At 71.2% G+C, this 24540-nt stretch carries 24 protein-coding genes; 18 read left to right on the top strand and 6 right to left on the bottom strand.

What is annotated here, in order from left to right; translation table 11 throughout:
- Window positions 1-179 precede the first annotated feature (179 nt).
- The 10 genes from AMYNI_RS0142685 to AMYNI_RS0142640 all read left to right on the top strand — a co-directional run bounded on the left by AMYNI_RS0142685 (window position 180) and on the right by AMYNI_RS0142640 (window position 10989).
- Window positions 180-656 carry a pyridoxamine 5'-phosphate oxidase family protein gene (locus tag AMYNI_RS0142685; RefSeq protein WP_020674286.1) on the top strand — a complete coding sequence of 159 codons (477 nt, stop codon included), beginning with the start codon at window positions 180-182 and terminating at the stop codon, window positions 654-656.
- A gap of 86 nt (window positions 657-742) precedes the next feature.
- A complete protein-coding gene (locus tag AMYNI_RS0142680; RefSeq protein ID WP_020674285.1) occupies window positions 743-3991 on the top strand; it encodes a family 78 glycoside hydrolase catalytic domain in 3249 nt (1082 codons plus the stop codon).
- A 64-nt stretch (window positions 3992-4055) separates the two neighbouring features.
- Entirely contained in the window at window positions 4056-4394 is a 339-nt protein-coding gene (locus AMYNI_RS0142675) for an ArsR/SmtB family transcription factor (protein WP_020674284.1), read from the top strand.
- Window positions 4387-4869: an SRPBCC family protein gene (locus AMYNI_RS0142670; protein ID WP_020674283.1), complete on the top strand. Its 483-nt coding sequence runs from the start codon at window positions 4387-4389 to the stop codon at window positions 4867-4869. Before AMYNI_RS0142675 ends, AMYNI_RS0142670 begins: the two co-directional genes overlap by 8 nt.
- A gap of 120 nt (window positions 4870-4989) precedes the next feature.
- Window positions 4990-6507, top strand: coding sequence for a sugar ABC transporter ATP-binding protein (locus AMYNI_RS0142665; protein ID WP_040406286.1), 1518 nt, complete (start codon window positions 4990-4992; stop codon window positions 6505-6507).
- Window positions 6504-7541: an ABC transporter permease gene (locus AMYNI_RS0142660; protein ID WP_020674281.1), complete on the top strand. Its 1038-nt coding sequence runs from the start codon at window positions 6504-6506 to the stop codon at window positions 7539-7541. Before AMYNI_RS0142665 ends, AMYNI_RS0142660 begins: the two co-directional genes overlap by 4 nt.
- Before the next feature lie 3 nt (window positions 7542-7544).
- Window positions 7545-8507: an ABC transporter permease gene (locus AMYNI_RS0142655; RefSeq protein WP_020674280.1), complete on the top strand. Its 963-nt coding sequence runs from the start codon at window positions 7545-7547 to the stop codon at window positions 8505-8507.
- Window positions 8504-9583 carry a rhamnose ABC transporter substrate-binding protein gene (gene rhaS / locus AMYNI_RS0142650; protein WP_020674279.1) on the top strand — a complete coding sequence of 360 codons (1080 nt, stop codon included), beginning with the start codon at window positions 8504-8506 and terminating at the stop codon, window positions 9581-9583. The genes AMYNI_RS0142655 and rhaS overlap by 4 nt, the downstream gene beginning before the upstream one ends.
- A 15-nt stretch (window positions 9584-9598) precedes the next feature.
- Window positions 9599-10774: an L-rhamnose isomerase gene (gene rhaI / locus AMYNI_RS0142645; RefSeq protein WP_020674278.1), complete on the top strand. Its 1176-nt coding sequence runs from the start codon at window positions 9599-9601 to the stop codon at window positions 10772-10774.
- Window positions 10771-10989 (top strand): LuxR C-terminal-related transcriptional regulator, encoded by a 219-nt coding sequence (locus tag AMYNI_RS0142640; RefSeq protein WP_245574131.1) that lies wholly within the window; start codon window positions 10771-10773, stop codon window positions 10987-10989. The genes rhaI and AMYNI_RS0142640 overlap by 4 nt, the downstream gene beginning before the upstream one ends.
- A gap of 40 nt (window positions 10990-11029) precedes the next feature.
- On the opposite strand, the gene AMYNI_RS0142635 is transcribed toward AMYNI_RS0142640, so the two are convergent.
- The gene (locus AMYNI_RS0142635) at window positions 11030-11596 is read right to left on the bottom strand and encodes a TetR/AcrR family transcriptional regulator (protein WP_020674276.1); all 567 of its coding nucleotides are present in this window, start codon (window positions 11594-11596) and stop codon (window positions 11030-11032) included.
- Window positions 11597-11614: 18 nt separating this feature from the next.
- Window positions 11615-12841: an MFS transporter gene (locus AMYNI_RS46900; protein WP_020674275.1), complete on the bottom strand. Its 1227-nt coding sequence runs from the start codon at window positions 12839-12841 to the stop codon at window positions 11615-11617.
- Between the two features lie 95 nt (window positions 12842-12936).
- Here AMYNI_RS46900 and AMYNI_RS0142625 point away from each other — a divergent pair, with 95 nt between their 5' ends.
- Together AMYNI_RS0142625 and AMYNI_RS0142620 are read left to right on the top strand one after the other, a co-directional pair.
- Window positions 12937-13689: a DUF427 domain-containing protein gene (locus tag AMYNI_RS0142625; protein WP_026361616.1), complete on the top strand. Its 753-nt coding sequence runs from the start codon at window positions 12937-12939 to the stop codon at window positions 13687-13689.
- 38 nt (window positions 13690-13727) lie between these two features.
- On the top strand, window positions 13728-14435 hold the full coding sequence (locus tag AMYNI_RS0142620) for an MBL fold metallo-hydrolase (protein WP_020674273.1): 708 nt from the start codon (window positions 13728-13730) through the stop codon (window positions 14433-14435).
- Between the two features lie 8 nt (window positions 14436-14443).
- Here the strand turns inward: AMYNI_RS0142620 and AMYNI_RS0142615 are convergent, their stop codons facing one another.
- Window positions 14444-15580: a glycerate kinase gene (locus tag AMYNI_RS0142615; RefSeq protein WP_040406285.1), complete on the bottom strand. Its 1137-nt coding sequence runs from the start codon at window positions 15578-15580 to the stop codon at window positions 14444-14446.
- Between the two features lie 356 nt (window positions 15581-15936).
- Here AMYNI_RS0142615 and AMYNI_RS0142610 point away from each other — a divergent pair, with 356 nt between their 5' ends.
- The 4 genes from AMYNI_RS0142610 (at window position 15937) to AMYNI_RS0142595 (ending at window position 20826) form a co-directional block, all read left to right on the top strand.
- Window positions 15937-18192 (top strand): xanthine dehydrogenase family protein molybdopterin-binding subunit, encoded by a 2256-nt coding sequence (locus tag AMYNI_RS0142610; RefSeq protein ID WP_020674271.1) that lies wholly within the window; start codon window positions 15937-15939, stop codon window positions 18190-18192.
- A gap of 30 nt (window positions 18193-18222) precedes the next feature.
- Window positions 18223-18678: a (2Fe-2S)-binding protein gene (locus tag AMYNI_RS0142605; protein WP_020674270.1), complete on the top strand. Its 456-nt coding sequence runs from the start codon at window positions 18223-18225 to the stop codon at window positions 18676-18678.
- Between the two features lie 143 nt (window positions 18679-18821).
- Window positions 18822-20042, top strand: coding sequence for an RsbRD N-terminal domain-containing protein (locus AMYNI_RS0142600; protein WP_026361615.1), 1221 nt, complete (start codon window positions 18822-18824; stop codon window positions 20040-20042).
- A gap of 217 nt (window positions 20043-20259) precedes the next feature.
- Window positions 20260-20826 (top strand): MarR family winged helix-turn-helix transcriptional regulator, encoded by a 567-nt coding sequence (locus AMYNI_RS0142595; RefSeq protein ID WP_040406283.1) that lies wholly within the window; start codon window positions 20260-20262, stop codon window positions 20824-20826.
- On the opposite strand, the gene AMYNI_RS0142590 is transcribed toward AMYNI_RS0142595, so the two are convergent.
- Both AMYNI_RS0142590 and AMYNI_RS0142585 read right to left on the bottom strand, forming a co-directional pair.
- Complete coding sequence (locus AMYNI_RS0142590) at window positions 20823-21674, bottom strand: hypothetical protein (protein WP_245574129.1); 852 nt, start codon at window positions 21672-21674, stop codon at window positions 20823-20825. The two genes, AMYNI_RS0142595 and AMYNI_RS0142590, sit on opposite strands and share 4 nt — an antisense overlap.
- Window positions 21675-21738: 64 nt before the next feature.
- Window positions 21739-22584: an alpha/beta fold hydrolase gene (locus AMYNI_RS0142585; protein ID WP_020674266.1), complete on the bottom strand. Its 846-nt coding sequence runs from the start codon at window positions 22582-22584 to the stop codon at window positions 21739-21741.
- Window positions 22585-22616: 32 nt separating this feature from the next.
- Between AMYNI_RS0142585 and AMYNI_RS0142580 the strand changes: the two genes are divergently transcribed.
- Both AMYNI_RS0142580 and AMYNI_RS0142575 read left to right on the top strand, forming a co-directional pair.
- Entirely contained in the window at window positions 22617-23150 is a 534-nt protein-coding gene (locus AMYNI_RS0142580) for a winged helix-turn-helix domain-containing protein (protein ID WP_245574128.1), read from the top strand.
- Window positions 23151-23160: 10 nt separating this feature from the next.
- The gene (locus AMYNI_RS0142575) at window positions 23161-23523 is read left to right on the top strand and encodes a DUF2203 domain-containing protein (protein ID WP_020674264.1); all 363 of its coding nucleotides are present in this window, start codon (window positions 23161-23163) and stop codon (window positions 23521-23523) included.
- 69 nt (window positions 23524-23592) lie between these two features.
- Here AMYNI_RS0142575 and AMYNI_RS0142570 read toward each other — a convergent pair whose 3' ends face one another.
- Complete coding sequence (locus AMYNI_RS0142570; RefSeq protein ID WP_020674263.1) at window positions 23593-24495, bottom strand: GNAT family N-acetyltransferase; 903 nt, start codon at window positions 24493-24495, stop codon at window positions 23593-23595.
- Between the last annotated feature and the right edge of the window lie 45 nt (window positions 24496-24540).

The raw sequence follows: 24540 nt of genomic DNA, 5'->3' as shown, positions 1-24540 counted from the left end.
GAAGGCCAGGGGGCCGGTAAATCGGCGAGAACTCGCGACGACGGCCATACACCGACGTTAGCCGACCGGCAGCGGACCGGGCAGCTGGTTTTCGGCGCTCCGCCGCCTGTATAACGGCCTATACGGCGCGGCTTTGGTGCTGAGCGGGAGAAGTGCCGCCCGTCGGTAGGCTCGCGGGCATGGTCGAGGAGGGTGCCGAGCCACCGGTGGAGCTCGTCGAGGAGTTCGTGCGGGTGGCGCATCGGATCGTCTGGTGCACGCTGGCCACGGTCGACCGGCGGCGCCGTCCCCGCGCGCGCGTGGTGCACCCGTACTGGGAACGGCGCGACGGTTCGCTGATCGGCTGGGTGCTCACCAGGCCGACTCCGCTCAAGCGGGCGCATTTGGCCGGGTCGCCGTTCGCCTCCTGCTCCTACTGGGATCCCGCGCACGAAGTCGCGGTGGCCGAGTGCGAAGCCGCCTTCGCCGGTGACGAGCTCACTCGCCGCCGGGTGTGGGACCTGTTCGCGAACGCGCCCGCGCCCTTGGGCTACGACCCCAAGATGCTCGGCGCCGCGGACCCGCTGGACGAGGCGATCACGGTGCTGGAGCTGGTGCCGTGGCGGCTGCACGTGGCCGTTCCCGGTGGCACGGCGGCCACCTGGCGACGCGGCTAGACCGGTGGCCGGTTCCGGTCAGAATCGTGGCCCGGCCGGAACGGCGCCTCCTATCGTGAGCCGATCCGGCCGATCGGAGAGCGGCGATGAGCAGCCAGGTGAACCGGCGGCAGTTCCTGCGAGACTCGGCGGCGGGCGCGGGAGCGGTGGTGCTCGCGGGGCAGGGCACGGCGGATGCCGAAAGGGGACAGGTGGGACGCCTTCGCGTGGAGAAGACGACCGTGGAGTACGCCGAGAGCCTGCTCGGCACGGACGTGCCGGCACCCCGGCTTTCCTGGCGGCTGGCCACCAGGAAAGCGGACGACCGGAACGTCACCCAGTCCGCGTACCAGATCGTGGTGTCCGCTGGCCGGGACGAGGTCTGGGACAGCGGCCGGGTGGTGTCCGAGCGTTCGGTTGGCGTGCCCTACGGCGGTGCGGCGTTGCGCCCGCGCACCCGCTACCACTGGCGGGTCCGGGTTTGGGACGGTGACCGGCCTTCGGAGTGGAGTCCCACCGGCTGGTGGGAAACGGGCATGCTCGGCGAGCCGTGGCGGGCGAGCTGGATCGGCGCGCCCGCACCGGCCGCACCTCCTGGCTTCGAAGGCACTTCGTGGATCTGGTCGCCGGGGGCGAGCACCGGCCATGCGCCGGCCGGGCCGCGCTGGTTCCGGGCCGGGCTGGACCTCACCGGGCCGGCCGGCGAGGTCAGCGCCGCCACGGTGGTCGCCACCGCGGACGACGACTTCACGCTGTACCTCGGCGGTCAGCGGATCCTGCACGCACCGGAGCGGGCCGACGGGTGGAAGACCGCGCTCACCGCCGACGTCACCGAGCAGGTGCGCGCGGCCGGGACCGGGCTGGTGCTCGCCGCGCTGGCCACCAACCGCGGTGCGGGGACGGTCAACCCCGGCGGGCTGCTGGTGCGCCTGCTGGTGGAGTTCGACGGCGGGGACCGGCGCGAGCTGGTGACCGGGCCGGGCTGGCGGGTGAGCGACACCGAGTCGCCGGGCTGGGCGGACCCCGATTTCGACGACAGCGGCTGGGCGGCCGCCGCCGTGCTGGCGCCGTACGGACAGGGCCCGTGGGGCGAGGAAGTCACGGTGGTGGCGCCGGAACGGCCGGCGCCGTTGCTGCGGCGCGAGTTCACCGTGACCAAGCCGGTCCGCGCGGCCAGGCTGTACCTCAGCGGCCTCGCCTACTACGAGGCCGAGCTGAACGGCCGCCGGGTCGGTGACCAGGTGCTCGACCCCGGTTTCACCGCCTACGATCGGACCGTGCTCTACGCCGTGCACGACGTCACCGCGTCGGTGCACACCGGCGCCAACGCGATCGGGGTGAGCCTGGGCCGCGGCTTCTACGGCATGCTGACCCCGAACGTCTGGAACTGGCACCGGCCGAGCTGGCACGGCGAGCCGCAACTGCTGGCACAGCTGGAGATCGAGCACGTGGACGGCAGCAGCACCACGGTCGGCACGGATGAGTCGTGGACCATGACCGACGGGCCCACCCGCTCGAACTCGCTGTACGCGGGGGAGACCTACGACGCGCGGCTGGCACCGGGCGGTTGGTCGCGGCCCGGGTTCGACGACCGCGCGTGGCTGCCCGCGGTGGCCAGGGACGCCCCGGCCGGCCGGGTGCGCGCGCAGCAGCACGAGCCGATCAGGGTGATCGCCACCATCACCCCGGCGGCGATCGCCGAGCCGTTGCCCGGTGTGTACACAGTGGACATGGGTCGGACCATGGCCGGCTGGACCAAGCTGTCCGTGCGTGCCGCGGCCGGCACCAGGATCTCCTTGCGGCACGGTGAAAAGCTCAACGCGGACGGCACCGTGGCGGTGGACAACGGCAACGTCTACAGCAGTCGTCAGCAGACCGACGAGTACGTGTGCGCGGGCACCGGCACGGAGACCTGGGAACCGAGGTTCGGCTACCACGGGTTCCGGTACGTGCAGGTGACCGGGCTGCCGTCCCGGCCGCGGCCGTCGGACGTGCTCGGCCGCCTGGTGCACAGCGATGTGGCCGAGACGGGCGTCTTCCGGTGCTCGGAACCGCTGTTCGAGCGGTTCGACCGGATGATGCGGCGGACGTTGCGGAACAACTTCCACGGCATTCCCACCGACACCCCGTTGTACGAAAAGAACGGGTGGACCGGCGACGCGCAGCTCGGTGCGCCGACCATGGCCTACGCCTTCGGCATGGCGCGGTTGTTCACCAAGTGGATCGGCGATCTCGCGGACAGCGAGCGCGCGCCGGGGCAGCTACCGGTGATCGTGCCCAGCGGCGGGTGGGGGTACCGCGAGCTGGCGCCCGCCCCGGAGTGGACCACCGTGTTTCCCTTCCTGGCGCACGAAATGTACCGGTGGTACGGCGACGAACGCCTCGCTGCCGACCACTGGCCCGAGCTCACCGGCTATCTGGACTGGGAGATCGGCAGGCTGGAGCACGGGCTGGCGGTGACCGCGCTCGGCGACTACCTGCCACCCGGCTACCCCGGTGGCATCCCGCCGGAGGACACCAGGCTGACCGCGACCGCGTACCTCCACCGGGCCCTGCTGCACACCGCGGAACTCGCCGACCGGCTCGGCCAGCCGGACATCGCGAGCAGGTACCGCTCGGTGGCGGGGGAGTGCAAGAACGCCTTGAACGCGACTTTCCTCGACCCGGCGGCGGGGCACTACCGCACCGCCAAGGATCCGGAGTACCGGCAGACCTCGAACGCGATCCCGCTCGCTTTCGGCCTGGTGCCGCCCGGCGCCGAGGCTTCGGTGGTGGCGAGCCTGGTCGCGGACATTCGCGCCAGGGGCGGGCACCTGAACACCGGCGCGCTCGGTACCAGCGTGCTGCTGCCGGTGCTCACCGCGCACGGGCATGCCGAGCTGGCGCACACGATCGCGGTCCAGCGCGAGTATCCGAGCTGGGCCTACTGGCTGGACAACGGCGCGGACACCATGTGGGAGCGCTGGGATCTCGGCGCCCGCTCGCGGGACCACTACTTCCAGGGCACCGTCACCCAATGGCTGTACGAGAACGTGGCCGGGCTGCGGCCGGGGGACGAGGGCTACCGGCGGTTCGTGGTGCGGCCGGACGCGCGGGCCGGGGTGAGCTGGGCGCGGGCGGAGCTGGAGACGGTCCGCGGGCCGGCCGGTGCCGGCTGGTCACTGGTGGACGGGCGGCTGCTGCTGGAGGTCACCGTCCCGGTCGGCTCGACCGCGGAGGTGCACGTGCCGGCCGCGGCCGTGGCCGATGTGGTGTCGCCGGACGCCGTGGAGTTCGTCCGTGCCGAACCGGGTTTCGTGGTGCTGCGGGCCGGGTCGGGGCGCTGGCGGTTCGTCAGCGGCACGCCCGGTTCTTGAACCCCTGTCTGCCGGGCGCTATATTCAACCTGAGAGTTAATTAACTGGATGGTTGAGTGGAGCTATGGCGGTCGATCAGCTGAGCAGCACCTTCGCCGCACTCGCCGACCCGACGCGGCGTGCGATCCTCGCGCGGCTCTCCGACGGCGAAGCGAGCGTGACGGAGCTGGCCGAGCCCTTCGACGTCAGCCTGCCGGCCATCTCCAAGCATCTCAAGGTGCTCGAACGCGCCGGGCTGATCACCCGCGGCCGTACCGCGCAATGGCGGCCGTGCCGGCTGGAGGCCGGGCCGCTCTCCGATGTCGCCGACTGGGTGGAGCGCTACCGGCGGTTCTGGGACGGCAGTTTCGACCGGCTGGACGAGCATCTGCGGGAGATCCAGAAAGGACGGACGGATGACTGAGCCGGCAGGGACGGCGGCCACCCGGCGGGAGCTCACCATCACGCGGGTCTTCGACGCGCCGCGGGACCTGGTGTTCCAGGCGTGGACGGATCCGGCGCAGCTCACCCGCTGGTTCGGCCCGCGCGGGATGAGCACCCCGCGGTCCACCATCAGCGTGGAGGCGCGCCCTGGCGGCCGGTGGCGGGTGTGCATGGTCCGGGACTCCGACGGCAGCGAGTACCCGACCGGCGGGGAGTACCGCGAGGTGGTGCCGCCGGAGCGGCTGGTGTTCACCTGGGGCGATCCGGCGGAGACCAGTGAGGCCGATGGGGTTGCTGGGATTTCTCTGGTCACGGTGACCTTCGCCGACCTCGGCGACAAGACCGAGATGGTCCTCCACCAGGCCGGTTTTAGCACCGACGGGGCTCGCGGGGACGTCTACGACGGCTGGTCGAGCGCCTTCGACTGTTTGGCCGAGTACATCGCGGCTCGCTGACCCTGACGCTCGCGCGGGCTCGCTTTCGGGGCTGTACCGGGACTTGACAGTGGTCGTGCCCGGCCAGGATGCTGTGTGCGGACCAGGGTTTGAAACGTTTTACTCCATTAGGGAGTGGCCGTGTCCCCGTTTCGCGCGAACGTTGCGGCCCCGGTGGCCGAGCTGCGCGCGGTGGGCAAGAGCTTCGGCAGGCTGCACGCGCTCGACGGCGTTTCGCTGGAGTTGCGGCCGGGCACGGCGCACGCGCTGCTCGGCGAGAACGGGGCCGGCAAGTCCACCTTGATCAAGGTGCTGGCCGGGGTGCACCGGCCGGACGCCGGGGAGCTGCTGATCGACGGCGAGGTGCGCCGGTTCGCCGTCCCGGCGGACGCCCGCGCGGCCGGGATCGCGGTGATCTACCAGGAACCGGCCCTGTTCGGCGATCTTTCGGTGGCGGAGAACGTGTTCATCGGCCGTCAGCCGCTGCGGTCCGGCCGCCGGATCGACCGCAGGGCGACCGCCACGCTGGTGCGGGAGCTGCTCGACCGGCTCGGTGTCGCGCTCGACCCGGCGGGCCCGGCACGGGGGCTGTCCATCGCCGACCAGCAGGTGATCGAGATCGCCAAGGCGTTGTCCTTCGACGCCAAGGTGATCGTGATGGACGAGCCGACCGCGGCGCTGTCCCCGGCGGAGGTCGCCAGGCTGTTCGGCGTGGTGCGGGCGCTGCTCGCCCAGGACGTCGCGGTGCTGTTCGTTTCGCACCGCCTCGATGAGGTCTTCGAGCTGTGCACCGAGGCCACCGTGCTGCGCGACGGCGCGCACGTCTGGTCCGGCCCGCTGGCCGGGAGCACCCCGGAGGATCTGGTGCGCCGCATGGTCGGCCGCGATCTGGCCGCGTTGTTTCCCAAGCAGGACACCGATCCTGGCGAGGTCGTGCTCTCCGCGCACCGGCTGACCAGTGAAGGCGTGTTCACCGACATCTCCTTCGAGCTGCGGGCGGGTGAGATCGTCGCGCTGGCCGGACTGGTCGGCGCGGGGCGCAGCGAGGTGGCAAGGGCGGTGTTCGGCATCGACCGGCCGGACGCGGGGGAGGTGCGCCTCGGCGGGCGGGCGTTGCCGCCGGGTTCGCCGAGCGCCGCGATGGCAGCCGGGATCGGGTTCGTGCCCGAGGACCGGCGGGCGCAGGGCCTGGTGCTGGACGCGTCGATCGAGCGCAACACCGCGCTGGCGTCGCTGGGCAGGCTCAGCCGCGGCGGGCTGATGCGCCGCCGGGACGAACGTGCGCTGGCCGCGGACTGGGCGGTCCGGCTGCGGCTGAAGTTCGCCAGGCTGAGCGACCCGGCCGCGGTGCTCTCCGGCGGCAACCAGCAGAAGGTCGTGCTGGCGAAGTGGCTGTCCCGCAAGCCGAAGGTGCTGATCGTGGACGAGCCGACCCGCGGCATCGACGTCGCCACCAAGGCCGAGGTGCACCGGCTGCTCTCCGAACTGGCCGCGGACGGGGTCGCGGTGCTGATGATCTCCTCCGAGCTGCCCGAGGTGCTGGGCATGGCCGACCGGATGCTGGTGATGCACGAGGGGCGGTTGGCCGCCGAGCTGGACCGCGCCGCCGCGACCGAGGAGTCCGTCGCGCTGGCCGCCGCGGGGCGGGTGCCGCGATGACCCGCACCTCGCTGGAAACCCGGCCGGTCAAGGAAGAACCGGCCGGCGCGGGCAGGCTGCTCGACCGGGTGGGCCGGATCCGCGAGCTGGGCATCGCCGGGGTGCTGCTGGTCGTGGTGGCCGGCACGGCGGTGGCCAACCCCCGTTTCGTGGCGCCCCAGAGCCTGCGCGACCTCCTGCTGAACGCGTCGCTGGTGGCCTTGCTGGCGGTCGGGCAGACCGTCGTGGTGATCACCCGCAACGTGGACCTGTCGGTCGGTTCGGTGCTCGGGCTGTCCGCGTTCGTCACCGCGGACGTGGTCGCCGCCAACCCCGGGCTGCCGGTGGCGGGCTGCCTGCTGCTCGGCGTGCTGACCGGGCTGGCCTGCGGGCTGTTCAACGGACTCGTGGTGGCCATCGGCGGGGTGCCCAGCCTGGTGGTCACCCTCGGCACGCTGTATGTGTTCCGCGGCCTCGACTTCGCGCTGGCACAGGGCACGCAGGTGAACGCCGCGGACCTGCCGGCCGGGCTGCTCGCGCTGGGCAGCGGCCGGCTGCTCGGGGTGCCGAACCTGGTGCTGATCAGCATGGCGGTGCTGCTCGCGGCCGGGTTCTACCTGCGTTCCTACCGGTCAGGGCGCGAGCTCTACGCGATCGGTTCGCACCCGGCCGCGGCTCGGCTGGCCGGGATCAGGGCCGGTCGCCGGGTGGGCGCCGCGTTCGCGGTGTCCGGGGCGGTGGCCGGGCTGGCCGGCGCGTTGTGGGCGGCCCGCTACGGCACCGTGGACGCGACCGCCGGCACCGGGCTCGAGCTACAGGTGGTGGCCGCGGTGGTGGTCGGTGGCGTGGCCATCTTCGGCGGCTCCGGCACCGTGCTCGGCGCGGCCCTCGGCGCCCTGCTGCTGAGCACCATCGCGAGCTGCCTGGTGGTGCTGGGCGTGCCGGCGTTTTGGCAGCAGGCGATCACTGGCGCGCTGCTGCTGGCCGCGATCACGGTGGACCGGCTGGTTTCGCTGCGGCTCACCGCCGCGCTGCGCCGGAACGCGCGGAGGTAGGGCGTGAACGCGCGTGCGCTGCTGCGTTGGGAGACCGGGCTGGTGCTGCTGCTCGTGGTGGTGGCGGTGTTCGGCTCGGTGCGCACCGGGGGCGACTTCCTGTCCGGGCAGAACCTTTTCTACCTCGGCCTGGACATCTCGGAGATCGCGCTGATCGCGCTCCCGCTCACCCTGGTGGTGGTCGCCGGGGAGATCGACCTTTCGGTGGCGTCGGTGCTCGGCCTGTCCAGCGCGCTGATCGGCACGCTGTGGAACGCGGGCTGGCCGCTGGAGCTGATCCTGCCCACCGTGCTGGTCGCCGGCGCGCTCTGCGGGGCGGTCAACGGCCTGCTGGTCACCTCGCTCGGGCTGCCCTCGCTGGCGGTCACCATCGGCACGCTGGCGCTCTACCGCGGCCTGGCGCTGGTGCTGCTCGGCGACACCGCGGTCGCGGACTTCCCGGCTGCCTACACCGGATTCGGCACCGAGCCGGTGCCGGGCACCTGGCTGCCGTACCCGATACTGGCGTTCGCCGTGCTCGCCGCGGTCTTCGCGGTGCTGCTGCACGGCAGCTCGTTCGGCCGGGCCACCTTCGCGATCGGCGCGAACACCGAGGCCGCCAGGTTCTCCGGGATCAGGGTGAAGCGGACCAAGCTCGTCCTGTTCGTGCTCACCGGCGCGGTCGCGGCACTGGCCGGGATCGTCTACACGCTGCGGTTCTCCAGCGCTCGCGCGGACAACGGCACCGGTCTCGAGCTCGCCGTGGTGGCCGCCGTGCTGCTCGGCGGGGTGTCCATCTTCGGTGGCCGGGGCACGCTGGCCGGGGTCATCGCCGGCGTGCTGCTGCTCGGCGGCCTGCGCAACGTGCTGATCCTCGACGACGTCTCCACCGAGACGCTGACCGTGGTCACCGGCCTGCTGCTGTTGCTCGGCGTGCTGGCCGACCGGTTCCTGAGTTCCCCTCCGGCAGGAAGGTCTCCGACATGACCAGGTACTCCGGCCACCGCCTCGGCATGGCGCTGGTGCTCGCCCTCTGCGGCGCACTGGCACTAACCGCCTGCGGCGGGACCACAAAGGACAGTTCCGGCGGCAGCGCGGACGCGCCCGGCGCGACCGGTGCGGCTGACCCGGGAGCCGAGCTGAAGACCGGGCTCAAGTTCACCTTCCTGCCCAAGCAGGTGAACAACCCGTACTTCACGGTGGTGCAGAAGGGGGTCGAGCAGGCCGGCGGCGAGCTGAAGTCGGAGGTCAAGGCGACCGGCCCGTCGGACGCCAGCGCCTCGTCGCAGGTCACCTACATCAACACCGCGGCCCAGCAACGGCAGGACGCGCTGGTGCTCGCGGCCAACGACCAGAACGCGGTGGCACCGGCGCTCAAGACCGCGCGGGCGCAGGGCATGAAGGTGGTCACGCTGGACTCCGACGTGGCCCCCGACGCGCGGGACGTGTTCGTCAACCAGGTGGACTCCACCGAGATCGCGGTCAAGCAGGTCGAGCTGCTGGCGCAGGCGGTCGGCGGGGCAGGGGAGTTCGCGGTGCTGTCCGCCACCGCGAACGCGACCAACCAGAACACCTGGATCGAGATCATGAAACGTGAGTTGGCGAAACCGCAGTACGCCGGGATGAAGCTGGTCGAGGTGGCCTACGGCAACGACGACGACCAGGTCTCCTTCCAGAAGACGCAGGGCCTGCTGCAGGCGCACCCGAACCTCAAGGGCATCGTCTCGCCGACCACGGTCGGGCTCGCCGCGGCCGCGCGGTACCTGAGTTCGTCGGAGTACAAGGGGAAGGTCGCGCTGACCGGCCTCGGCACGCCGAACCAGATGCGCGAGTACGTCAAGAACGACACGGTGCGGGCGCTGGCGTTGTGGGAGCCGGCCAAACTCGGTTACCTGGCCGCGTTCGCCGCGGCCTCGCTGGTGTCCGGGCGGATCACCGGCGCCGAGGGGCAGAGGTTCGCCGCCGGCGGGCTTGGGGAGTACACCATCGGCCGGGCCGGGGAGGTCGTGCTGGGCCCGCCGACCGTGTTCACCAAGGAGAACATCGACCAGTTCGACTTCTGAGACCAGGGGGACGGCATGACCGACGGCACCGCCTGGCGGCGGGCGGCCCAGCTGCTGCGGCACCAGCGCATCGAAACGCCTTCCTGGGCATACGGGAACTCCGGTACCAGGTTCAAGGTGTTCGCGCAGGCCGGGATTCCGCGCAACCCGTTCGAAAAGATCGACGACGCGGCGAAGGTGCACGAGCTCACCGGGATCGCGCCGAGCATCGCGCTGCACATCCCGTGGGACCGGGTGGAGGACTTCGGCGCACTGGCCGGCTACGCGAAGGACCAGGGCATCGCGCTGGGGGCGATCAACCCCAACGTGTTCCAGGACGACGACTACCGCCTCGGCAGTGTCTGCAACCCGGATCCGGACGTGCGCAGCAAGGCCACCGACCATCTGCTGGAGTGCGTGGAGATCGGGCGGCTGGTCGGTTCGCGGGTGCTGTCGGTGTGGCTGGCCGACGGCACCAACTACGCGGGGCAGGACGACATCCGGGCCCGGCAGGACCGGCTGCACGCCTCGCTGCGCGAGGTGCACGACCGGATGCCGTCGGAGATGCGGCTGCTGCTGGAGTACAAGTTCTTCGAGCCGCACTTCTACACGATGGACGTGCCGGACTGGGGCACCTCCTTCGCGCAGTGCCTGCGCATCGGCGAGCACGCGCAGGTGCTGGTAGACACCGGGCACCACGCGCCGGGCACCAACATCGAGTTCATCGTGGCCGTGCTGCTGCGGGAGGGCAGGCTCGGCGGGTTCCACTTCAACAGCCGCAACTACGCCGACGACGACCTGATGGCGGGTGCGGCAGATCCGTTCGGGCTGTTCCGGATCCTGCACGAGATCGCCGGGGCAGGCGGGCTGGATCCTGGCGCCGGCATCGAGTTCATGCTTGACCAGTGCCACAACCTGGAACCCAAGGTGCCGGCGATGATCCGCTCGGTGCTCAACGTGCAGGAGGCCACCGCGAAGGCGTTGCTGGTGGACCGCGCGGCGCTGGCCGAGGCGCAGGCCGGCGGCGACGTGCTCGGCGCGCACGAGGTGCTGATGGACGCGTTCAACACCGACGTCCGGCCGCTGCTTGCCGGGCTGCGAGAGGATCTCGGGCTCGACCCCGACCCGCTGGCCGCCTACCAGCGCAGCGGCTACCAGCAGCGGATCGAGCGGGAGCGGGTGGGCGGGTCGCAGATGGGGTGGGGCGCGTGAAGGGCGCCGACGTCGCGGTGGAAACCACGCTGGGACACGAAGAACTGGTGCTGCTGCGGCTGCTGGCCACCGGCCTGCCGACGGACGCGGTGGCACGCCGGCTGGGGTTGTCCGAGCGCACGGTGCGCCGCCGGACCAGGGCGATTCGCGACCAGCTCGGCTTCGCCACCACCGTGCAGGCGATCGTCTGGGCTGCCAAGCGGCGCCTGCTCTGACCTCGTGAGTGAAAACGGTTGTTCCAACAACACTTTTCACTCACGAGGTCGGGAGGAGCTGATGCAGCATGGCTTCGAACTCGTCGGCGGACGGGCGTTCGTCGGTGGTCAGTGCCTGCAGCAGCAGACCGTCGTAGGCGCCGACGAACAGCTGGAGCCGCACCGGGTCCGTGGTGAAGCGCCGGGCGAAGCCGATCAGCGACTCGGTCCAGCGGCCGGTCGAGTCGCGCAGCTCCGGGCGGCGGGCGGCGAGCAGGCACAGCTCGAACTCGGCGAGCAGATGGCCGGGTGCGGCGAGCGCGTCGGCCATCAGCTCGGCGAGCGCGCGGCGCGGGTCGGCGCAGGCGTCCGGTTCGGTGAGCCGGACGACCTTCGCCGCGTCTTCGTCCATGCAGGTCGTCAGCACCTCGGTGAGCAGGCCGTCGATGCCGTCGAAGTAGTACGTGGGCGTGGTGGCGGGCAACCCGGCCTCACGGGCGACCGTGCGGTGGGTGACGCCGGAGGCGCCGTCCCGTTCGATCACTCGCAGGGTCGCCTCGATCAGTGCGCGGCGGCGGCGCTCGCCCTTGGCCCGCCGCCCGTCGGTGATCGGTTCGCTCACCGGCATCTCCTTTCCGGCGCGACCCTACCCGCACGGGGCCGGCTCCCCGGCCGGTTCGGGTGCGGCCTGCGCTGTCCTCGACCGCAGCAGACGGTAGCCGAGGGTGGCGGTGAGCAGGGCCACCAGGCCCGCGCCGAGCGCGACCAGGAAACCGGCCCGCACGCCGAACACGTCCACCACCTGCCCGGACACCGCGGCGCCGAGCGCGACCCCGATGCTCAGGCCGGCGATCATCCAGGTCATCCCCTCGGTGAGCTTGGCGGCGGGCACCACCTGCTCGACCATGCCCATGATCACGATCATGGTGGGGGCGAAGAACACGCCGGCGAAGAACACCGCCACGGACAGCCCCGCGATGCTGCCCACCATCAGGAACGGCACCGTGGTCAGTGCCGTGCCGGTCACCCCGAGCAGGAGCAGCCGCGGTGGGGAGATGGCCGGTTTCAGCGTCCCGAAAACCAGGCCGGACAGACCGGAACCGAGGGCGTACACCGAGAAGACGATGCCGGCGGCGCCTTTCTGGCTCTGTGCTTCGGCGAAGGCGAGGCCCATCGTGTCCACGGTGCCGGCGATCGCGCCGCCGAAGAGCAGGGTGGCGGCCAGCACCAGCACCGGGGCGGACCGGATCGCCGAACCGCCACCGAACTCGGCGCGCGGGCGCACCGGGGGCTCGGTGCTCTTCTGCGGAACGAAGAGCAGCACACCGGCGGCGAGCAGCAGTGCCGCGAACAGGGGCCCGGCGGCCGGGAACAGCGAGGTGCACAGCATCACCGCGACCGCGGGACCGATGATGTAGGTGAGTTCGTCCACAACGGACTCGAGCGAGTAGGCGGTGTTCAGCTTCGGCGAGCCGCGGTACAGCTCGGTCCACCTCGCCCGCACCATCGCGCCCATGCTTGGCATGCAGCCGGCGAGCAGCGCGAACAGGAACAGTGTCCACACGGGAGCGTCGTAGTAGGCGCTGAGCAGCAGCCCGCCGAGCGCGGCCACGCTGATCCCGGTGGCGGGCAGCAGGATCCGGCCCTGGCCGAACCGGTCCACCAGCCGGGACACCTGCGGCCCGAGCAGCGCCATGGCGAGGGTGAAGGTGCCGGCGACCGCGCCGGCGAGGCCGTACTGCCCGCGCAGCTCGGAAAGCATGGTCAGCACGCCCATGTGGGTCATCGGCATCGGCAGCCGCGCGATCAGGCCGGCCGCGGTGAAACCTCTGGTGCCGCGGGCGGCGAAGAGCGCGCGATAGGGATTGGGCATGCGGGGACCCCAGTTTCAGTAACAAGTTGAACTGTCGTTCTACTTTCTAGCACGGATCGCGGAATACCCGCACCCGGCGGATGGTTGTCGAGGTCATGGGCGACGGACGTGGCCGCGTGCGCGCGGAGGCAGGGACCAGACGAGTACGTGCGGTGTTCGGCGGGCAGGTCGTCGCCGACACCCTGCGGCCACTGCTGGTGTGGGAGGTGCCGTACTACCCGACGTACTACTTCCCCAGCGAGGACGTCCGGTCGGACGCGCTGGTCCCCACCAGCGAGCAGCAGCACTCGCCGAGCCGCGGGGACGCGGCCGTGGCGACCGTGCGCGTTGGCGAGCGGGAAGCGGCCGGCGCGGCACTGGAGTACACCGACTCGCCGCTCGACGAGCTGCGCGGGCACGTCCGGCTGGACTGGGACGCGATGGACGCCTGGTTCGAAGAGGACGAAGAGGTGTACGTGCACCCCAAGAACCCGAACACCAGGGTGGACATCCTGGCCAGCTCCCGGCACGTGCGGATCGAGCTCGACGGGGTGACCGTGGCCGAGTCGACCAGCCCGCGGCTGCTCTTCGAGACCGGCCTGCCCACCCGGTACTACCTGCCCAAGACCGACGTCCGGCTGGACCTGCTCGAGCCGAGCGACACGGTGACCCGCTGCCCGTACAAGGGCGAGGCCGAGTACTGGTCGGTGCGCACCGGCGAGGAGGTGCACACCGACATCGCCTGGTACTACCGGCTGCCAACCCCGGAGAGCCAGAAGATCGCCGGGCTGGTCTGCTTCCTGGACGAAAGGGTGGACGTCTACCTGGACGGGGTCAAGCAGGAGCGGCCGAAGACGCACTTCGGCTGACGCGCCGGCGCCAACTGCGTCGTCGTAGGGTGGAGCCCATGTCTGATCGGCTCTACTTCCGCCAGCTGCTCGCCGGCCGCGACTTCGCGGTGGGCGACCCGGTCGCCACGCAGATGGTCAACTTCGCCTACCTGATCGGCGACCGGGAGACCCGTGAGGCGGTGCTGGTCGACCCGGCCTACGCGGTGGGCGACCTGCTGGACGTGCTCGACGGCGACGGCATGCGGCTGACCGGGGTGCTGGCCACGCACCACCACCCGGACCACGTCGGCGGCGAGATGATGGGCTTCTCCTTGCCTGGGCTGGCCGAGCTGCTGGCCCGCGAACCGGTGCCGGTGCACGTCAACCGCGCCGAGACCGACTGGGTGCGGCGGGTGACCGGGCTGTCCGCCACCGACCTGACCGGGCACGACCACGACGACCTGCTCGAGGTCGGCGCGATCGGCATCCGGCTCCTGCACACTCCCGGGCACACGCCGGGCAGCCAGTGCTTCCTCGTCGACGGCAGGCTGGTCGCCGGGGACACCCTGTTCCTGGAGGGCTGCGGGCGCACCGACTTCCCCGGCGGCGACGCCGAGGAGATGTACCGGAGCCTGCAGTGGCTGGCCGGCCTGGACGGCGACCCGGTGGTCTACCCGGGCCACCAGTACTCCGCCGAGCCGTCCGCGCCGCTGTCGAGCGTGCGCTCGAACAACTTCGTCTACCGCGCGCGGTCCCTGCCCGAGTGGAAGGCCATGTTCGGTTAGAGGTTCGGCTAGAGCCAGTCGGTAGCGACCTTCACCGACAGCTCTTCGAGCAGGGCAGCGGTGTCGGTCATGCAGCGGGCGACATCCGGTTCGATGTCGATCAGCCCGTAGGCGGCGGAGAAGCCGCTCTTCGCCAGCTCTTCGCCGGACAGCACGCTGCGCCCGGCCACGGCCACCACCGGAATGCCGTGCCCGGCCGCCATCGCGGCCAGCCCGGCGGGCCCCTTGCCGTGCAGCGTCTGCCGGTCCAGCGAGCCCTCGCCGGTGACCACCAGGTCCGCCCCGGCGAGCTTGGCCTCGAAACCGGTCAGCTCCAGCACCACGTCGATGCCCGCGCGGAACCGGGCGCCGAGCACCGCCAGCGCCGCGTACCCCGCGCCACCGGCCGCACCCGCGCCTGGGGCGCCGGCCACGTCCACGCCCAGCACCCGGCGGACGAACTCGGACCAGTGCCGCAGCGCCGAGTCCAGCAACTCGACCTGCGCCTCGTCCGCGCCCTTCTGCGGGCCGTACACCGCGGCCGCACCCTGCGGGCCGAGCAGCGGGTTGTCCACGTCGCTGGCCACCACCACCTCGGTCTCGCGCAGCCGCGGGTCCAGCCCGTCGAGGTCGAGCTTGGCAAGGCGGAGCAGGGCGCCGCCACCGGGCGGCAGGTCTTCGCCGCGCTCGTCGAGCAGCCGCCCGCCCAGCGCGGCCACCAGCCCGGCGCCGCCGTCGGTGCCCGCGCTGCCGCCGACCCCGAGCACGATCCGGCGGCAGCCGTCGTCCAGCGCGGCCTTGATCAGCTCACCGACCCCGGTCGTGCCCGCGGTGAGCGGCGCGAGCTCGCCGCCGGGCAGCAGGCTGAGCCCGGACACCGCGGCCAGCTCCACCACCGCGGTCCCGTCCAGCCGGGCGTACCCGCTGCGCACCGGTTCCCCGGTCGGGCCGGTCGCGTGCACCGGCACCTGCTCGAAACCGGCCGCGACGGCCGCCGCGACGGTGCCGTCCCCGCCGTCGGCGATCGGGCACTCCAGCAGTTCGACCCCGGGCCTGGCGCGGCGCAGCCCGGCCGCGATCGCCGCGGCCACCCGGTCGGCGGGCAGCGAGCCCTTGAACTTGTCCGGCGCGATCACTACCCGGGGGTGCGATGCCGTCTCGGCCATCCTGTCTCAGCTCCGTTCCCGCGCACGCAGGCGCCATCCGATCCGGGGCGGTCCTGAGCACCCTAGCCGGTCACCCGGACCGTTCCGGCTGGAAGAACCTGCGGGCTCTGCTCCGGATGGCGGCCGGCTCAGGGCCGGACCGCCTAGCACGCGTACGGCCGTGTGCCACCATGTGCCACTGTGTCGCGGCACACATTTTCCGCCGCCGATTGTCACCCCGTCACACGAATAGCCCGCCACGACTACAGATCGTTGACCGGATTTCCCCGTGCTGCTTAGAGTCACCGGGTCATCGCGCCCCGAGCTCGCGGTAACTCGCTCGCCCCCTCATCGCCGAGGCCAGGAAAGGGATTTCGATGGTTAGTCCGACCAGCACGCCCGGTAGCCAGGACGAGGTTCCCGAGGAGCGGGCCCCGCTCGGCCGCCGGAAGTTCCTGACCTTCCTGGTGGCCGCGCCGACGCTGACGGTGGCCACCAGCCTCGGTGCCGACACCATCGCCCCACCGGCCGCGGAGGCGGTGATCCCGACCCTGCCCGGCCCGGCGGAGATCCTCGACCTCGGCGACGTGCTGACCCTGTCCTGCCTGCCGACGTCGAACATGCTGGTGCTGCAGGTGACCGAGAGCGGCAAGGTCCGGGTGCAGCTGCCGAGGGCCGAGGTCGGCCAGGGCATCACCACCGCGATCGCGATGCTGGTCGCCGAAGAACTCGACCTGCCGCTGGACATGGTCGAGGTGGCGCTGGACGACGCGCGCACGGAGCTGCTGTTCAACCAGCTCACCGGCGGCTCCAACACGATCCGCTCGCTGTACGGCCCGATGCGCCAGACCGCGGCGGCGGCCAGGGCGCGGCTGGTGGCGACCGCCGGGCAGCAGTGGAACCTGCCCGCCGAGCGGCTGGCCACTCGCGGTGGCGCGGTGATCGCCCCGGACGGGCGCAAGGCCACCTTCGCCGCGCTCGCGCCGCAGGCGGCCAGGGCGGCGCTGCCGAACCTGACGGTCACGCCGAAGCCGGAGTCGGAGCACAAGCTGGTCGGCACGCCGACCTCGCGGCTGGACGCGCGCGCGATGGTCACCGGTCAGCAGAAGTACACCCTGGACTACGACTTCGCCAGTGCGAAGCCGACGATGGTGCGACGGCCGCCGTCGATCAACGGCACGGTCAAGGCGGTGCAGAACGAGGCGGCGGTGCGGGCGATGCCGGGGGTGATCGACCTGGCCGTGGTGCCGACCGGGGTGGCGGTGATGGCCGAGACCTTCGGCCAGGCGCTGGACGCCAAGGAAGCGCTGCAGGTGACCTGGAACAAGGGCACCGTGGACGGCGAGAACAACGAGACCATCAAGAAGAAGCTGCGCGCCGCGGCGCTGCCGTTCGTGGTCCCGCCGTTGCTGACCCAGTACGTGGACGGCGAGTTCGACTTCGCCTTCGTCTCGCACGCGCCGCTGGAGTCGAACTCCGCCATCGCGGACGTGCGCGAGGACCGGGCCGAGATCTGGGCCGGGCTGAAGTCGCCGATCGTGGCCAAGCAGACCATCGCCCGCGAGATCGGCCTGCCGGAGAACAAGGTCACCGTGCACGTGCTGCAGGGCGGCGGTTCGTTCGGGCGACGGCTGTTCTTCGACGCGGCGCTGGAGGCGGCGCACATCTCGAAGGCGATGAAGAAGCCGGTGAAGCTGATGTGGAGCCGGATCGACGACATGCGCCACGGCCGCGGCCGCGCGGCGAGCCACCACAAGATCCGGGCCACCTTCGCGCTCGGGCAGGTGCTCACCTTCGAACACCGGGTGGCCAGCGTGGAGACCGACTGGAGCCACGGCCTCGGCGAGATCCTCACCAAGACCGCCGCCGAGCTGCCGGTGGCCGGGAACCTCAGCTTCGCGCAGACGGTGTTCCTGCTGACCGTGAAGTCGCCGTACAACTTCGGCGTCACCACACAGCTGCTCAACGAGGTCCCGCTGAAGTTCCACACCTCGGCCTGGCGCTCGGTGTACTCGTCGAGCACCCGTGGCGTGGAAGAGATCATGGTCGACGAGATCGCCGCGAAGCTCGGCAAGGACCCGGTGGCCTTCCGCCGCGAGTTCATCAAGGAGAAGCGCCAGCTCGCGGTGCTGAACAAGGTCGCCGAGCTCGGCGAGTGGGGCAAGCCGATGCCCCCGGGTTTCGCCCAGGGCGTCGGCGTGCACGGGGAGTACAAGTCCTACACGGCCTGCCTGGTCGAAATGGACGCGCGGGACCCGAAGCAGCCACGGGTCACCAAGGCGACGATCGCGGTGGACGTCGGGCGCCCGATCAACCCGCGCGGCCTGGAGTCGCAGATGTTGGGCGGGCTGACCGACGCCATCTCGACCACCCTGCGGGCCGGGCTGCACATCGACAAGGGCCTGCCGCTGGAAGGCAGCTACTCGCAGTTCCACTACGCGCGCCAGAAGGATTCGCCGCCGGAGGTGCGGATCGCGGTGATGCCGGCGAACTCGGAACCGGGTGGTGCGGGGGAGCTGGGCCTGCCGGCGCCGGTTGGGGCGATCGCGAACGCGTATGCCAGGGCGACCGGGCTGAAGCCGCGGAGCTTCCCGATCAACTTCGACATCGACTTCGAACCCTTCCCCCGCTGATTCGAACCGTTCCCCGTTAAGGAGTGTCTTGTGCCCCAGTACACCTTTTCCGTGAATGGGAAACCGGTCACCGTGGACGCGCCCGCCGACCTGCCGCTGCTCTGGGCGCTGCGGGACAAGCTGGGCGTGCGGGGTCCGAAGTACGGCTGCGGGATCAACGTGTGCAAGGCCTGCACCAGCCATCTCGACGGCGCCGCGATCAACCCGTGCGTCACCCCGGTCGCCGACGTGGCCGGCCGCGAGGTCACCACGATCGAGGGCCTCGCCGACGGGGACAAGCTGCATCCGGTGCAGGAGGCATGGCTGGAGCAGGACGTCGCCCAGTGCGGCTACTGCCAGCCGGGCCAGATCATGGCCGCGGTGGCGCTGCTGAAGAAGACCAAGAACCCCACCGACGCCGAGATCGACGCGATCGAGAACGTCTGCCGGTGCGGCTCCTACTTCCGCATCCGCCAGGCCATCAAGAGTGCCGCGGCCAAGATGTAGCGGGACTGCCGCCGCTTTCGCGGAACTGAGGCCGAGGCGGCGACCGCAGCTGCGGAACGGTGCGGTTTCGCCCGGCTGAACCGCGCGGGTTGGTGTTGAATGACGTCCTCCAGGGGCTCGACGGGGAGGACCTGAGGACGCAGATGCACTACCAGGAGACCACGCCCAGGGTGGCCGAGCTGGCGGCCACGGTCGAGGCGCGGATGCCCGAGATGATCAAGAACACCTTCACCCAGATCCTCGAAGAGATCCCGGTGTACCGCGACCACCAGTTCGTCACGCACGACGAGCTGCGCGAGTCGGTCGCGACGAACCTGGACTACGTGATGCGCACCCTGCGCGGCTCCGGCGCACCCGACCTCTCCCAGGCCAGCAGCACCGGCCGGGCCCGCGCCGTGCAGGGCGCCCCACTGCCGGAACTGCTGCGCGCCTACCGGATCGGGCTGACCGAGGTGTGGCAGCGGTTCGTCGAGCTCACCGCGGAGGGCGGCTCCGGTGACCTGACCGGGCTGGTCGAGGCCACCGCCGCGATCTGGGCGCTGATCGACGACTACGCCGAGGCGCTGACCACGTCCTATCGGGACACCACCGCGGAACTGATGCTGAGCAACCAGAACCGGCGACTGGCTCTGGTGGAGGCGTTGTTCGCCGGCGGGACCGCCACCGAGGGCACGCTGTGGGACATCGCCAGGGTGCTCGACCTGTCACTGGACGGCACCTACGTGGTGGTGGCCGCGGAGACACCGAGCCTCGGCCAGGAACCGCTGCCGCAGATCGAAGCGCGGCTCCGGGAAAGCAACCACGCCTCGGCCTGGCGGCTCACCCCGGACCTGCAGATGGGGGTGGTGTCGCTGCGGCAGGCGCGGGCCGCGCAGGTGATCATCGCGCTGCTGCAGGAGAACGTGACCGGGCGGGTCGGGGTCAGCCCGGTTTTCGACGGGCTCGGCAACACCGCCCGCGCCCTGCACCTGGCCAGGGTCGCGCTGTCCAGCCTGGCACCGGGCAGCACCGGCATCGTGCAGTTCAACGACTCGCCGCTGTCCGGCCTGGTCGCGAGCGCGCCGGAGGCCTCCGCGCAGCTGGCCCACCACGTCCTGCGCCCGATCCTGGACCTGCCGGGGGACGACCGGAACATGCTGCTGCTGACCCTGCGCGCCTGGTTCGACTGCCAGGGCTCGACGAAGCTGACCGCGGAGCGCGTGTTCTGCCACCCCAACACGGTGCGGCACCGGCTCAAGCGGATCTCCGAGGAGCTCGGCCGTTCGCTCACCGACCCTTCGGACATCGCCGAGCTGGGTACCGCGCTGCGGGCGTTCAACATGTTCCCGGACACCAGCCACCTGCCGCTGCCGCGCGGCGCCTGAGTGGGGCGGACAATTCCGGAACGGATCGGTTCGCGCACCGAACGTGGTTATCGCGGGGTGTGATCAAATGTGCACAACCGCTTTGCCGCGGAAATGCCGCAACCGTTCCGCTGAATGGCCTAATTCCCTTTTTGTCGGTCATGGCGGTCCCCAAGATTGGCGGCAGGGGGGTTATTGTTCCCGCTGACTCGGTTGCCGGTTGACCAAAGGGGTGCGAGTGGCCAGGCGAGGGACTCCGTCGCCGGACGCGGTGGACCTGATGCTCGAGCAGTGGCGCTACGAGCGCCCGGAGCTGGACACCGCGCCGATGGCGGTGCTGGGCAGGCTGCAACGGGCTCATCAGCGGTACCAGGCGCAGGCGGGCAGGCTGTTCACCGACTTCGGGCTGACCGGCTCCTCTTTTGCGGTACTGGCTTCACTTCGCCGGGCCGGGGCGCCGTACCGGTGCACCGCGGGCGAACTGGCCGACACGAACCTGGTCACCACCGGCGGTATCACCCAGCAGGTCGACCGGCTGCTCGCCGCCGGGCTGGTGCGGCGCGAACGCGACACCACCGACCGGCGGGTCGTATACGTCACCCTCACCGAGGAGGGCCTGCTGCTGGTGGATCGCTTGTCAGTACTGCATTTCGCGCAGGAACAGCGCATGCTCGGCGAGCTGAGCACGGCCGAGCAGGCGCAGCTGGCCCGGCTGCTGAGCAGGCTGGAACATTCGCTCAACCTGGCCGGTGCCGCCGAACCGGCGGAGGCGGTGCAGTTCGCGCACGGCGGCGGTGCGCGTTAGCCCGGATCCTCGGGCACCGCTGCCGTCCGGTCCGTTCTGCGTGCGACCCGGCCGAGCCAATTGTCGAAAAGATCGCGGTAGTGGTTCGCGCGGGCCGAAGTGTCGTACGGGGTGATCCGCTCGTAGAAATCGAATGGCCGGGTTTCACCGGCCTCGCTCCATTGTGTGTAAGAAATGAACAGGTCGCCGTCGCCGAACCGGAATCCGTGCACCACCGGCAGGCAGGCGTAGGACCGCAGTTCGACGGTGACCCGGCGCCGTTCCAGTGCCGCGGCCTCACCGGTCAGCAGCGCCTGGACGCTCTGCCTGGTCCGGGTCGCCTCGGTCGCCCAGTCCGGCGGGAGATCGGCCGAGCCGGAGATGAAGCCGGGGTCGAGGCAGTAGAGCGTGATCGTCCAGTGCGTCGGCGGGTTGTGCGAGGTCAGCCAGGCGGCCAGCTGCGGCCAGGTGGTGTCCATGGTCAGCCCGAGCACCTCCAGCCGACGGTCGCGGCGGCGCCCGCGCGCGGAGACCGTGCGCAGGTTGTTCAGCACCTCGGCCAGATGTGACGCGGTGCCGTCGTCCTGGCGCGCGGTCAGCGCGGTGTGCGTCGCCCGCAGCTGCCTGCCGAGGCCGTGCACGGCGAAGATGGCGAGCACCAGCAGCATCGCCAGCAGCACGGTGGGGGACCAGTCGTTCAGCTTGACCAGGTGGCGTTCGGCGAACCGGCGGGAGGGCTCGATGCTGTAGAGCAGCAGGTAGCCCGCGATGAGCAGGGCGAGGGTGACGGTGACGGTTTCCCGGATCCGCCGTACGGGGTAGGCCGGTGAGGGCCGTTCGGACCGGAGCATGCGTCGCTTTGCCTGCACGGGGAAGAACCTGGCCTACTGATCACCGGTCGCGCAACCTCCAAACAGGGGGTGCGCGCTCGGTTCAGCGCGTCCCTTTGTGGCTCGACAGATGATCGAGCAGGAGGGCGGTGAACTCCTCGGGTGCCTCTTCGGGCACCCAGTGCGAGACGTCCTCCAGCATTTCGAACCGGTACGGCCCGCTCACCCAGTGCTCGGTGTCCAGTGCCGCGGTGGAGCCGATCGCGGTGTCCTCGGTGCTCCACACGTACATGGTCGGCACTTCGACCCGATCCACCCTGCCGAGATGCCGGTTCGCGCGGTACCAGTTCAGCGCGGCGGTCAGCGCGCCCGGTTCGCTGAGCCGCCGCACGTAGTCGTCGATGTGGGACGGCGGCACCTTCCAGTCGTAGATCCGCCGCAGGTTCTCCGCGTCGTTGTCCAGCAGCGCCCGCTCCGCGGTCCTGGTCTGCCGCAGCGTCTCCAGGTACGCGGAACGTTGCTGCTGCTCGGGATCCTCGCGCAGGGCCTTGGCGAAGGCGCCGGGATGCGGGACGGAGACCGCGGTGAGCGTGCGCACCCGGTCCGGGTGCTCGGCGGCGGTGATCCAGCCGACGATGGCGCCCCAGTCGTGGCCGACCAGGTCGAAGCGGGACCAGCCGAGCTGGTCGGCGACCGCGAGCACGTCGGCGGTCAGCTCTTCGATCCGGTAGTCCGACACCCGCTCGGGGCGCACCTGGGGGGAGTAGCCGCGCTGGTCCGGCGCGACCGCCCGGTAGCCGGAGCCGCCGAGCACGGCCACCGGGTAGGCCCATTCGGTCGCCGCTTCGGGAAAGCCATGCAGCAGCAGCACGCCGCGGCCGTCCTGCGGCCCGGCCGCGATCACGTCGAAGGAGCCGGCCGCGGTGGGCACGCTGAACTGTTCGATCACCGGGCGACTGTAATACGCCTATCCTTTCGGTGGTGACCGACTCGACGCCCCGCCGGGCCAGCGACGCCGACCTGCGCGCACTGTCGCATCCGCTGAGCTGGCGCATTCTCCGGCTGTGCCTGGATTCCGCGTGCACCAACCAGCAGCTCGCGCGGCGGCTCGGGGTGTCGCCGGCGACCGTGCTCCGGCGGGTGCGCGCGCTGGCGGACGCGGGGTTCCTGGCCGCGGAACCGCCGAGGCAGGGCGACCACGGCGCGTGGGAGCGGCCGTACCGGGCGACCGGCCGTACCTGGCGGCTCGACCTCGGGCACGCCGGCGAGCCGGTGCTGACCGCGCAGGTCGAGCTGGCCACAGTGGACGCACACCGGGCGGAGCTGCTGTCCGGCGGACCCGGCGCGGTACGCCGGACCGGCCGCGGTGTGCTGCGGCTGAGCGAGCGGTCCGAGGCGGAGCTGAACGAGCGGCTGGACGCGCTGATCGACGAGTTCCTGGCGCGTTCGGAACCCGGCGGCAGGAGGCTGTCCTACCTCTGGAGCCTGATCGAACAGCCCGGTGCGGCTGACTAGGGTCGGGGGCATGGGACTGTTCACGGTGGCGGAGGCGCGGGACGAGCTCGAGCGGCTGATGCCGGTACTCGACGAACTGCTCGCCATCCGCGCCGACGCGGCGGAGCTGGCCGCGTCATTGGCGCCCGGCGGGCCGCAGACCGGGCTGGGCGGGCTGCCGGAGCTGAAGGCGGCGCAGGCCAGGCTGGACGAGCTGATGGCGAGCGTGCAGCAGACCGGTGCCGAGCTCAAGGGATTCGCCCCGCTGCTGATCGACTTCCCGGCCGAGCTGGACGGGGTCCCGGTGCTGCTGTGCTGGATCGAAGGTGACCGCACGCTTTCCTGGTACCACCGGGCGGATCTCGGCTTCGCCGGCCGCCGCCCCCTGCCCTGAGCCGCGTTTCCCCAGGTCAGCCGTCGTGAGTGAAAAGTGTTGTCCCAGCAACACTTTTCACTCACGAGGTCAGGCCAGGTCGATGTGGTGTTGGGCGATCGGGTAGCCGGCCTTGGCGAAATGCGCCGCCATCGGGGTGTTGGTCACGTCGGTGCCGGCCACGATCCGGTCCATGCCCTGCCCGGCGAGCAGGTGCGTCGCCTCCACCAGCAGGTCGTAGGCGTAGCCGTGGCCGCGTTGTTCCGGTACCACGCCGATGTAGCCGATCACCGGGTCCTTGTAGTGGTAGCAGGGCGCGGCCAGGCCGACCAGCTCGCCTGCCGCGGTGTAGCCGAGCCGCCACCATTCGCGGGGACTGGGCATCCAGCGGAGGTGGTCCAGGTCCTCCTGGGCCGCGGCCTCCAGACCGGACTCCGCGGTGACCCGGCGGGCATGCGCGTCCAGGGTGCCCTGGTGGATCCGGCGGAACAGATCGAGGATCACCTCGTCGTCCGGTTCCGGCCGGAAGACGAGCCGGCCGGGCCGCGCTGGCAGGCCGAGATCCGCGGTCCACCGGTAGTAGTTGCGCTCGACCAGTGGTTTGAGCCCGGCGGCGACGGCCGCATCGATCCTGGCATCGGCCGCGGCGGCGACGGCGGGTTGTCCGCGCCAGTCCGGTGGCAGCCGGAGCCGGTACTCGGTGTGCAGGGGCGCGGTGCGCAGCAGCCGCACGGCGGCGTCGAAATCGGTGAAGTCGAACCAGTCCAGCGCCAGCGGCCGTTCGTCCTCCGGGCCGCCCCACCAGCCTGCGCGGGCGACGACCACGCCGTCGCGCAGCGCGACCCAGAGCCATTCGGGCCGGTACGCGCCTTTGGCGGCCATATCGGCGAAGCTGTCGCCGAACGCGGCAAAGCCCACCAGGCCGGGGTCCGGCAGGGAATCGAACAGGGGTTCCTCGCCCGCGGTGAGCGAGCGGATGACCAGGTCGGTCAAGGGCGGGTCCTTCCGGGAAGCGGTGCCGAGACGCTAGCGGGGGTG

The organism is Amycolatopsis nigrescens CSC17Ta-90 (genome assembly GCF_000384315.1).
GTDB lineage: Bacteria > Actinomycetota > Actinomycetes > Mycobacteriales > Pseudonocardiaceae > Amycolatopsis > Amycolatopsis nigrescens.
Note: the sequence above shows the minus strand (reverse complement) of the source record. Positions and strands in the feature narration are given on the sequence as shown.